The organism is Flavobacterium sp., assembly GCF_017985075.1.
Taxonomy (GTDB): domain Bacteria; phylum Bacteroidota; class Bacteroidia; order Flavobacteriales; family Flavobacteriaceae; genus Flavobacterium.
In genome coordinates, this window is sequence record NZ_JAGNYF010000056.1 from 1 (window position 1) to 11,999 (window position 11,999).

The window sequence follows — 11,999 nt, forward strand, 5'->3', positions numbered from 1 at the left end:
GTAGCAAATTTGGCAATAAAAAAGTCAGTGGTACCACCACCATTAAATACAGAATTATTATTTACATCATAAATTGTAGCTGCAAAACCACCTCCTACTAAATAATCTCCTGAGGCATCAACTGCTAAAGCGGTTCCACGATCTGTTGAGCCTATTGTACTTGGAATACGGTTTAAACTTAAACAAGCACCTGTATTACTATTAAAACGTGCTAACAATACATCTTGCCCCTGATTTGTAGCGGTTACATAAATGGATTGAGTACCCCAAGTAAAATTAGTCCCTGCACACCAACCTGTGTAGGCTACTTCATTACCATTATACACTAAAGCCCCATAATCACCACTACCCACAGAATCATGGTGTGATGCCCATAATACATTATCGGCACTTGCATTTAATTTCATAACAAATGCAGGAACATTTGCTATTGCAATGGAATACCCCATAAAGCTATTTAAATTAAGACCAGTCATATAGCCAGCAATATAAATATTGTTCTGAGGATCAAAACTAATATCAAAAAACTTCATATTATTAGCAGTATTATTATTATTTTCTCGCTTCCACAAGAAATTACCATTAGCATCATAACAAACCAAAGCCGCAGCGTTCACCACTGGTTGACCGTTAATTGTGAAAGTGGCTGGAGTTTGAGTTCTAACATAAGTCATATAATAAAACCCATTATGTGGATTGCGGTAATATTTTACAATCATGCTGAAAATACCTTGAACAGCTCCTAATTGAGTAGCGGCTATAAAAGTGCCATCTAAATTATATTTTAAAACATAAGGAGCGTGCGTCTCGCTAGTGCTATTGGTAAAAGCATCATTAGCATAAGTACCAGGTGGTAGCCATACAAACCAATACAAAATATCATTTTGAATTTGAAAATTAAAGCTTGCTGTATAGGTTAGCGCGTTAGATGTAGTTGTAGGAAGTTGAGGACGCTTAATGTATTGAAATACTCCATTTGTGTTAAACTTTGCCAAAAAAATCACGTTACAAGCATTCGATGCATTGCTAAATGTATAATCGTTTTCAATTCTCCCTGGATAGGGTTGTAAGGAAGTACCGTTATCACAAGATGCTATTTTACCTGCAACATACACATTGTCTTGTGAATCTACTTGAACAGCGCTGATATTTTCTGTATTAGCTCCACCAATTATTTTACTCCAACGGTAGGTACCATTACAAGAAAAACTAGCTAAAACAACATCTGTAGGTGTAGAACTTGGATCGTCATAGTTTGCTTTAGGATTACCATCAATATTTAAGCTACTCATGCCCACCTTTGATAATACATACACATTTTTTTGGCTATCAGTAGCCATGCTATATACCTGCTCGTAATCATTAGAACCTAAATTCTCCGAACTACCGCCATCTTTAATCCATTGAAAAGATTGGGTATAGCTAAAAAAAGGTAAAAGGTATAAGGCAATAGCAAATAAGTTTTTCATTAATTAGTTTATTATAGATATACAAATATAGGTTAAAAACTATGCCATTTATTTATCAACGATTAAAATTTCTATACGACGATTGGCTTTTCGTTCCTCTTCATTTTTTTCTGGAATGGGAAAAATAGGTTGCGCTGCATCGAAGCTTTTATAACTTAATCTCGATTTATCTATTCCGTTTACCACTAAATATTCAATGGTTCCCACACAACGTTTTAAAGCAATTTCTTCTTTATCTTTTCCGGGCGTGCAACAAATATGACCGTGAATTTCTATCTTTAATTTCGGATTATCTTTCAATGCTTTTAGTAATTCTTCCCGCGGTTTATAGGATTCCGGATATAAAATATCCGTTCTGTCGTAAAAGAATAAATTTTTAAGCACTAATTTATCGCCTTTTTTAGATTTAGAAATACGTGTACCTAAACTTTCTTCTGGAACAACTTTTGAAGGTGCTGTTTTTTCAATTTTAAAATGAATTTCTACTTTTCTGTTTAAATCTAAATCTTTCAATTGATTGAAATTTTCTCCTTTAGATTTTACTTCAAACACAGAATTAAAAGAAGACAATCGAATTAAACTTGAAACAAAATTGGCTCTTGCTAATGCTAATGAATCGTTATATTTATTAGAAGAACGCAAATCGCAAAAACCAATAACTTTCTGAATTTTTAAATCTTTTGTTTTCATAAATTCATTGAATTTAACCATTTCTTTTTGGCTAAGCTCACTTGAATTGGTATCAAAATAAAGTGTCATCTTTTTTTGTGAAAAAGACGTTAAGCAAAAAATAGAAAATAAACTTATAATTAATAATTTCATAAAATCGTATTTTTTAGTATAACTTAAAACTGACAAAATTATTGTAAAAAAAATGCTTGTTATTTCTAACAAGCATTTTCAAATCTAAACAAATATTATTTAATAAAAAACAATTCTCTATATTTTGTTAATGGCCAAATTCCATTATCAACTAAAAGCTCTAATTTATCGCAGTGTTCGCGAATTACTTCAAAATATGGTTTTACTTTATTACAGTAAGCGGCTGCCATTTTTTCCGTATTGTCTAAATTATTTGCTTTTTTACGTTCTTCAATCATTTCGTCAATATTACGATTGATGCCTTCAATATGTGCTGAAATTTCTTTGATTAACTCAATTTGTTCTTTCGCAATTTTAGTGAAATCTTTTTCAAAAATATCTTTTAAACCTTTTACGTTTTCAATTAACGTATTTTGATATTTAATTGCAGTTGGAATTACGTGATTACGGGCAATGTCTCCTAAAACTCTTCCTTCAATTTGAATTTTTTTCGTGTATTCTTCTAATTCAATTTCGTAACGTGATTCTACTTCAATGTGATTCATTACGCCTAATTCGGCAAATAAATCAAATGCTTTTTTAGAAACTTTCGCTTTTAAGGCTTCTGGAGTAGTTTTATGATTACTTAATCCACGTTTTTTAGCTTCTTTTTCCCAAGCATCGCTATATCCGTCACCTTCAAATAAAATGGCTTTTGTTCCTTTGATGTATTCTCTTAACGTATTGAAAATCGCTTCGTCTTTCTTTAAATCTTTTGTTTCAATTAATACATCAACTTCTTTTTTGAAGTCGATTAATTGTTTGGCAACAATTGAATTTAAAGTTGTCATTGAAACGGCACAGTTAGCTGTTGAACCAACCGCTCTAAATTCGAATTTATTTCCTGTAAAGGCAAATGGAGACGTTCTGTTTCTATCTGTATTATCTAATAAAACATCTGGTAATTTTCCAACTACGTTTAATTTTAAATCTGTTTTTTCTTCTGGAGATAATTTTCCTTTCGTAACGCCTTCTAATTCAGCTAATACTTTTGTTAATTGTTGACCAATAAACACAGAAATAATTGCAGGTGGCGCTTCATTTGCTCCTAAACGGTGGTCGTTACTTGCTGATGCAATTGACGCTCTTAATAATTCTTCGTAATCGTGAACCGCTTTAATTGTGTTGATAAAAAACGTTAAGAACATTAAATTACTCATTGGCGTTTTTCCTGGAGCTAATAAATTAATTCCAGTATCTGTTGCTAATGACCAGTTGTTATGTTTACCCGAACCATTTACACCTTTAAATGGTTTTTCGTGGAATAAAACTTTGAAATCGTGTCTTTCCGCAACTTTTTCCATCACATCCATTAATAAGGAGTTATGGTCAACTGCTAAATTGGTTTCTTCAAAAATTGGAGCCAATTCAAATTGTCCTGGCGCTACTTCATTATGACGCGTTTTAACTGGAATACCCAATAACATACATTCGTATTCTAATTCTCTCATATATTGTAAAACACGAGTTGGAATAGAACCAAAATAATGGTCGTCTAATTGTTGTCCTTTTGAAGACGTGTGTCCTAATAAAGTTCTACCAGTAGCAATAATATCAGGTCTTGTAGCTGCTAAAGCAGAATCAATTAAGAAATATTCTTGTTCCCAACCTAAAGTTGGTGTAATTTTTTTAACATTTTTATCGAAATATTTAGCTACTTCTGTAGCAGCAGTATCAATAGCACTTAACGCTCTTAATAAAGGTGTTTTATTATCTAAAGCTTCCCCTGTGTACGATACGAAAACAGTAGGAATACATAAAGTACTACCAAAAATAAATGCTGGAGATGTTGGATCCCAAGCTGTATAACCACGAGCTTCAAATGTATTTCTAATTCCACCATTTGGAAATGAAGAAGCATCTGGTTCTTGTTGAACCAATTGTGAACCTCCAAATTTTTCAACTGGGTCTGAACCATCCATTGATGTTTCGAAAAAAGCATCGTGTTTTTCAGCCGTTGTTCCAGTTAATGGTTGGAACCAGTGTGTATAATGTGTAACACCTTTTGATAAAGCCCACTCTTTCATTCCCATTGCAACATAATCCGCAATTTTACGATCGATTTTTGTTCCTAATTCAATTGCGCTTTTAACAGCTTTATAAGCATCTGGTGTTAAAAATTGACGCATTGATTTGTCGTTGAACACATTAGAAGCAAAAATTTCTGATTTTCTTGCTGTTTCTTCAAAAGAAACTGGTTTTCTACTTGTAGCTTTATCTAAAGCTTGGAAACGAAGTGTAGCCATAAAGTTAGGTTTTAAAATTAATTTCTAAATTTTACACTGCAAAAGTATAAAATATTTACAAATAAAAAAACTTACCCCCTAAAATTTTAGGGGTAGATTAAAAATATTTTAATTTCCAATATATTTAAAAGAAAAAACCAGGGGTTAGACTAACAAAAACGTAAAAACTTATTTTTAATCTGAATGAAGCTAAAAATTTCTGAATTTTAATTTATATTTGCTAAAAATCAATCATTATGACAGTTTGGATTATTTTTCTAATCGCAATTTCTATATTTTTAGCACTCGATTTAGGTGTTTTTAATAAAAATCCTCATATAATTAGTAGTAAAGAAGCCTCAAAATGGACCATACTTTGGGTAACGCTTTCTTTTATATTTTCTGGAATAGTATATTTACTTTATGCCGGAGATTTTATTGCCAATCCAACGGGATTAAAACCGATGCAAGCGTCTTTAAAATATATTACAGGGTATTTAATTGAGCTTTCCTTAAGTGCAGATAATATTTTTGTAATTGCTATTATTTTTTCATCCTTTAAAATACCACAAAAATACCAACACAGAGTTTTATTTTGGGGAATCATTGGAGCAATTATATTTAGAGGTTTAATGATATTTTTAGGCGTAGCGCTTATTAATCGATTTGAATGGATTATATATGTATTCGGTGCTTTCTTAATTTTTACAGCTATGAAAATGCTATTTAGTAAAGAGGAAGAAGAATTTGATCCAAAAGATTCTAAAATATATAAGCTAATAGGGAAAATATTTCCTGTTCATACCGAAATTGAAGGACAGAAATTTTTCATTAGAAAAGAAAACATTAATTACGTAACACCTTTATTTATTGCATTAATTGTTATTGAAGTTATGGATGTGATTTTTGCATTAGACAGTGTTCCTGCTATTTTAGCGATTACTTCTGACCCATTTTTGGTATTCAGTTCTAATATTTTTGCAATTTTAGGATTACGTTCTATGTATTTCTTCTTAGCCAATATGATTGAAAAATTTAGTTATATTGAATACAGTTTAATTGCAATTTTAACTTTCGTTGGTGTAAAAATGTTATTGATTCATCACTTCCCAGAATATTTCCCGGAATGGTTATCGTTAGTATTTATTGCATTATCCATCACAATTGGAGTGCTGGTTTCATTACAAAAAAACAAAGAATAAAATTCGTAATTCGAAAAAAAACAATTTTTAAAAAGACTTGAAAAGCAAAAATGAAAATATATACTAAAACAGGTGACACCGGAACCACTGCCCTTTTCGGAGGAACAAGAGTACCAAAAGACCATATCCGAATTGAAAGTTACGGGACGGTTGATGAATTAAATTCGCATATTGGATTAATTCGTGATCAAGAGTTCAATGCACATTATAAAGATATTTTAATTGAAATTCAAGACAGATTATTTACTGTTGGCGCTATATTAGCTACACCACCTGAAAAAGAAGTATTAAAAAACGGCGAAAAACGTTTACAAAACTTAGGTATAATTGAAAGTGATATCGAATTACTTGAAAAAGAAATTGATGCTATGGAAGAAGCATTGCCTCCGATGACGCATTTTGTTTTGCCAGGTGGACATACAACCGTGTCATATTGTCATATTGCACGTTGTGTATGCAGAAGAGCCGAGCGTTTAGCCGTGCATTTAGACCATAACGAACCTGTTGCAGAGATTGCAATTAAATATTTAAACCGACTTTCTGACTATTTATTCGTATTGGCACGAAAGTTGTCTTATGATTTAAACGCTGAAGAAGTAAAGTGGATACCCAGAAAATAGTATTCTGTATTTAGTAAAAAGTGTTCTGAAAACATAAAAATCTAATCACTAAAAACTGAAAACTGACCACTGAAATTAAGTTCTTAAAATTTATTAAAAAATAATTCAAAAAAAACTTGTCTTTTTAACTAATAAATTTATTTTTGCATTAAACTAAAAAATCTAAATAAGATGTATTGGACGTTAGAATTAGCATCATATTTAAGTGATGCGCCATGGCCTGCTACAAAAGACGAATTAATTGACTACGCCATCAGAGCTGGAGCACCATTAGAAGTGGTAGAAAACTTACAGTCTATAGAGGATGAAGGTGAAATTTATGAGTCGATGGAAGAAATTTGGCCAGATTATCCTACAGATGAAGATTATCTTTGGAACGAGGATGAATATTAAAAAATAAATAGCCTATTAAAAAGTCTCTTCGGTGAGGCTTTTTTTTTGGTTATCTTTACAAATGAATACAACCGTAAGGTAAAACATATATAAAATAAAGATTATGAGTATTGTAAATTCGATATTAAAAATATTTGTTGGTGATAAATCAGCCAACGATATCAAAGCCATTCAACCTATCGTAAATAAGATTAATTCTTATCAAGAAGCATTAAAATCAATTTCGCACGATGAATTAAGAGCAAAAACGGTTTTATTTAAAGATAAAATTAATCAAGCTCGTGCTGAAAAAGATGCTAAAATTGAAGCGTTAAAATCGGAAGCAGAAAACACAGTAGATGTTGATGCTCGTGAAAACATATATACTGAAATTGATAAGTTAGAAAAAGAAGCGTACGATATTTCAGAAAAAACACTAAATGAAATTTTACCAGAAGCATTTGCTGTTTTAAGAGAAACGGCTCGTCGCTTTAAAGAAAATACTTCAATTACTGTTACTGCTACTGCAAAAGACAGAGAACTTTCTGCAACAAAACCTTATATTACCATTGTAGGCGAAGAAGTAAATTGGGCAAATTCTTGGGATGCTGCAGGAAAACCAATCACTTGGGATATGATTCATTATGATGTACAATTAATGGGTGGTATCGTTTTACATCAAGGTAAAATTGCCGAAATGCAAACAGGAGAAGGTAAAACATTAGTAGCAACTCTTGCGCTTTACTTAAACGCACTTACAGGAAATGGAGTGCATTTAGTTACTGTAAATGACTATTTAGCTAAACGTGATAGTACTTGGAAAGCGCCTTTATTCGAATTCCACGGTTTAACTGTAGATTGTATTGATAATCACCAACCAAATACTGAAGCGAGAAGAAAAGCATATAACGCCGATATTACTTATGGTACGAATAACGAATTTGGTTTCGATTATTTACGTGATAATATGGCGAATTCTCCAGAAGATTTAGTACAAAGAAAACACAATTTCGCCATTGTAGATGAGGTCGATTCTGTATTAGTTGATGATGCAAGAACTCCTTTAATTATTTCAGGACCTGTTGAAGATGGAGACAGACACGAGTTTTTAGAATTAAAACCAAAAGTTGAGAATTTATTTACATTACAGAAAAAAATTGCAACAGATTGTTTAACCGAAGCGAAACGATTAATTAAAGAAGGAAATGTTAAAGATGGTGGTTTTCAATTATTAAGAACCTACCGTGCGTATCCTAAAAACAAAGCATTAATTAAGTTTTTATCTGAAGAAGGAATCAAACAAATTCTTCAAAAAACAGAAAATGCTCATATGCAAGACAATAATAGAGAAATGCCTAAAGTAGATGAGGCGCTTTACTTTGTTATTGAAGAAAAAAACAATCAAGTAGAATTAACAGATAATGGAATTAAATTTTTATCGCAAGATACGGATGAGAATTTCTTCGTATTGCCAGATATTTCTACTGGAATTTCAGCTATCGAAAAACAAAATTTAGATAAAGATGCTGAAGCCGAATTAAAAGAAGATTTATACAGAGAGTTTTCTGTAAAATCAGAAAGAATTCATACGCTAACGCAATTATTAAAAGCATATGCTGTTTTTGAAAAAGATACAGAATATGTAATAATGGACAACAAAGTAATGATTGTAGACGAATCGACAGGTCGTATTATGGATGGCCGTCGTTATTCTGATGGATTACACCAAGCTATTGAAGCTAAAGAAAACGTAAAAATCGAAGCAGCCACTCAAACTTTTGCTACAGTAACTTTACAAAATTACTTCCGTATGTACAGCAAATTAGCAGGTATGACGGGGACAGCAATTACAGAAGAAGGTGAGTTTAATGAAATCTATAAATTAGATGTAGTTGAAATCCCTACGAATAAACCAATGTCTCGTATTGACAGAGAAGATTTAATTTATCGTTCGGTTCGTGAAAAATTCAATGCTGTTATTGAAGATGTAGTAGAACTTTCAAACGCAGGAAGACCAGTGTTAATCGGGACAACTTCAGTAGAAATTTCAGAATTATTAAGTAGAATGCTTAAAATGCGTGGTATCAATCATAATGTATTGAATGCGAAAATGCATAAAAGCGAGGCTGAAATTGTAGCTGAAGCTGGAAAACCAGGCGTGGTAACTATTGCAACAAATATGGCTGGTCGTGGTACCGATATTAAATTATCACCAGAAGTAAAAGCAGCTGGTGGTTTAGCTATTATAGGAACAGAACGACACGATTCTCGTCGTGTAGACCGACAGTTACGTGGACGTGCTGGTCGTCAAGGAGATGTAGGAAGTTCTCAGTTTTATGTTTCATTGGAAGATAACTTAATGCGTTTATTCGGATCAGAGAGAGTCGCAAAAGTCATGGATAGAATGGGATTAAAAGAAGGTGAAGTGATTCAACATTCTATGATGACAAAATCTATCGAACGTGCACAGAAAAAAGTAGAAGAAAACAACTTTGGAACCCGTAAACGCTTATTAGAATATGATGATGTAATGAATTCACAACGTGAAGTGGTATACAAACGTCGTCGTCACGCCTTACAAGGTGAGCGTTTAAAAGTAGATATCGTAAATATGATTTATGATACTTGTGAAGTTATTGTAGAAAACAACAAAATTGTAAATGATTTTAAAAACTTCGAATTTCAATTAATACGAACTTTTTCTATTACTGCTCCAGTAACAGAAGCTGAATTTGCAAAATTAAACGTACAACAAATTGTTGCAAAAACATATAAAGCGGCTTATGCTTATTATGATGAAAAAGTAGTTCGTGATGCAAAAGAAGCGTATCCAATAATTAAAGATGTTTACGAAAATAATAACGGACAATTTGAAAGAATTGTAGTGCCTTTTTCGGATGGAATTAAAACATTAAATGTAGTTACGAATTTAACAAAAGCTTACGAATCAGAAGGAAAATCGTTAATTACAGATTTCGAAAAGAATATTACTTTAGCTATTGTAGATGAATCATGGAAAAAACATTTACGTAAAATGGATGAAATGAAACAATCGGTTCAGTTAGCGGTACACGAACAAAAAGATCCTTTATTAATTTATAAATTTGAGGCATTTAAATTATTTAAAGCCATGATTGAACAAGTGAATAAAGATGTGATTTCATTTTTATTTAAAGGAGAATTGCCTTCACAAAATGCGAATAACATTCAGGAAGCCAAACAAGTAACAAAAAAATCAAATTATACCGAATCAAAAGATACGTTAGATTCTGATGATTTAGCGCAAGCGAATAGAGAAGCTGGAAATCAAGCACAACAACGCCCGACGGTTACAGAAACTATTGTTCGTGATCAACCAAAAATCAATAGAAACGATAACGTAACAATTAAAAACGTTATGAGTGGAAAAAGTGAAACTATGAAATACAAAAAAGCAGAAGCACTTTTAGCTTCTGGTGAGTATGTTTTAGTTTCTGAATAAATATTTAATTATAATTACAAAAAAAATCCTTAATTCACATTAAGGATTTTTTTGTTTTAAATCAGAAGATATTACTTTAAAATAGCTTCAAAATTAGGTTTAAAATAATTTGGTCCTTTCATTACTTTTCCGTCTTCACGATAAATAGGCTTTCCGTCTTCACCTAATTTACTCATATTACTTCGCTGAATTTCATCAAAAACAGCTTCAATTTTATGTTGTAAACCATGTTCTAATATAGTTCCGCATAATATGTATAACATATCGCCAAGTGCATCAGCAATTTCTATTAAATCATTATTTTGTACAGCTTCTAAATATTCCTCGTTTTCTTCCTTCATTAATTCAAAACGAAGGTTATTTTTTTGTGTGCCTAAGTCGGCTTTCATGTTTTCACTTACTCCTAAACCATAAGTGGTATGAAATAATTTAACAGCGTCTAATTGTTTTTGCATAGTATAAGGTTTAACATTAATTGAAATTTGATAATTCGTAACAAACTTTATTTTTGATATTATTATGCTATAAAATTATATTTTAAAACTTGTAATCCTTAAATTTGAAAAAAAAATTATCAACATGTTTTCAAAAGGACAAACCGTATTTGCAATTTTATTTGCAATTTCTTTTATTACAATTATTGTTTTTATGTATTTAAAGGATAAAAAAATTCATAAACAGCAATATAAAGGAGTAAAATGGATTGTTTTAGGTTTTTTACTTTTTATTTTATTCTTATTTTTAATAAAGGGTTTCATAAAAGAATAATTTATTATATTTGATTTTTATCCCCAAAAACAAATGAAAATTTTAAAATATTTATCGCTTTTATTTCTGCTATTCCTTTTGGCTTTTGTAGTTTTTGTTGCCACACAACCTGCTACTTATGAAATTACAAAACAAAAAGAAATAAATACACCAAGTAATTCTGTGTTTGAATATGTAAACGATTTTTCTAATTGGAATGATTGGCAGCAATTCAATACCGAAGAAAATTTTAATTTTACTACCTCTCAAAATACTATTGGTAAAAAATCATATGTAAAATGGGATTCTGAAAATGCTATTATTACCACTTTTGCTCAAAAAGATTCCATATCGCAACTCTTTATTCAAAACGATAACAAGCAAACATTGCATTGGAAATTTAAGAAATTAGGAAACAATACGTTAGCATCCGTTACTATTAAAGGCGATTTATCATTTACAGAAAAAATATATTCTGTATTAAATGGAGGAATTACAAGTTATGTGGGGCCGCAGATACAAGAAAGTTTAAATAAAATTAACAACTATTTTGTAAGTGAATTAGGTGAATATGATATAAAAGTAGACGGATTGGTAAACAGACCTGCAATTAATTATTTAGAACAAAAAGATTCTTGTTTAGTTAAAGATTTTCCGAAAAAATCTAAAGCATTGTTAAAAACAATGAAAAATTTCATCAAATCAAATGATATAGAAACGTTAGAAGTGCCATTTGTAATGTTTCAGAATAATGAAAACGAAAACAAAATAGTTTATGCGATGTGCGTTCCAGTCAAAGAAAAAATATTCACAACGCCAGATAGTCAAATTCAAGGTAAAAACTACAGCTCATTTTTAGCTATAAAAACCACATTAAAAGGAGATTATTCTCACATGAAAAAAGCTTGGGCTAAAACAAGAAATTACATTGTAACCAAAAAATTCAACGAAGACAAAAAAGGATTTTATATTGGAATTTATAAAAAATCAATTCCTGAAGTAAATGAACCTTCAAAATGGGT

General features: G+C 31.1%; 9 protein-coding genes. 5 read left to right on the plus strand and 4 right to left on the minus strand.

The features are described from left to right. From KA468_RS09120 to KA468_RS09130, 3 genes are all read right to left on the minus strand, one after another. Positions 1–1,469, minus strand: a 1,469-nt coding sequence (locus KA468_RS09120) for a hypothetical protein (RefSeq protein WP_291242635.1), incomplete at its 3' end; no start/stop codon positions are given. Positions 1,470–1,517: 48 nt separating this feature from the next. Continuing rightward, positions 1,518–2,291, minus strand: coding sequence for an OmpA family protein (locus KA468_RS09125; RefSeq protein WP_291242636.1), 774 nt, complete (start codon positions 2,289–2,291; stop codon positions 1,518–1,520). Positions 2,292–2,386: 95 nt separating this feature from the next. Beyond that, on the minus strand, positions 2,387–4,576 hold the full coding sequence (locus KA468_RS09130) for a glutamine synthetase III (RefSeq protein ID WP_291242637.1): 2,190 nt from the start codon (positions 4,574–4,576) through the stop codon (positions 2,387–2,389). Positions 4,577–4,812: 236 nt separating this feature from the next. On the opposite strand from KA468_RS09130, the gene KA468_RS09135 reads away from it, so the two are divergent. The 4 genes from KA468_RS09135 (at position 4,813) to secA (ending at position 10,230) form a co-directional block, all read left to right on the plus strand. Further along, positions 4,813–5,757 (plus strand): TerC family protein, encoded by a 945-nt coding sequence (locus KA468_RS09135; protein ID WP_291242638.1) that lies wholly within the window; start codon positions 4,813–4,815, stop codon positions 5,755–5,757. A 50-nt stretch (positions 5,758–5,807) separates the two neighbouring features. Continuing rightward, positions 5,808–6,377 carry a cob(I)yrinic acid a,c-diamide adenosyltransferase gene (locus KA468_RS09140; RefSeq protein WP_291242639.1) on the plus strand — a complete coding sequence of 190 codons (570 nt, stop codon included), beginning with the start codon at positions 5,808–5,810 and terminating at the stop codon, positions 6,375–6,377. A gap of 171 nt (positions 6,378–6,548) precedes the next feature. Next, positions 6,549–6,770 carry a DUF2795 domain-containing protein gene (locus KA468_RS09145; RefSeq protein WP_022828503.1) on the plus strand — a complete coding sequence of 74 codons (222 nt, stop codon included), beginning with the start codon at positions 6,549–6,551 and terminating at the stop codon, positions 6,768–6,770. Between the two features lie 103 nt (positions 6,771–6,873). Next, positions 6,874–10,230 carry a preprotein translocase subunit SecA gene (gene secA / locus KA468_RS09150; protein ID WP_291242640.1) on the plus strand — a complete coding sequence of 1,119 codons (3,357 nt, stop codon included), beginning with the start codon at positions 6,874–6,876 and terminating at the stop codon, positions 10,228–10,230. A gap of 71 nt (positions 10,231–10,301) precedes the next feature. Here the strand turns inward: secA and KA468_RS09155 are convergent, their stop codons facing one another. Beyond that, on the minus strand, positions 10,302–10,685 hold the full coding sequence (locus tag KA468_RS09155) for a nucleoside triphosphate pyrophosphohydrolase family protein (RefSeq protein ID WP_291242641.1): 384 nt from the start codon (positions 10,683–10,685) through the stop codon (positions 10,302–10,304). A gap of 346 nt (positions 10,686–11,031) precedes the next feature. Here KA468_RS09155 and KA468_RS09165 point away from each other — a divergent pair. Continuing rightward, the coding region (locus tag KA468_RS09165; protein ID WP_291242643.1) for a hypothetical protein at positions 11,032–11,999 on the plus strand (968 nt) is incomplete at its 3' end.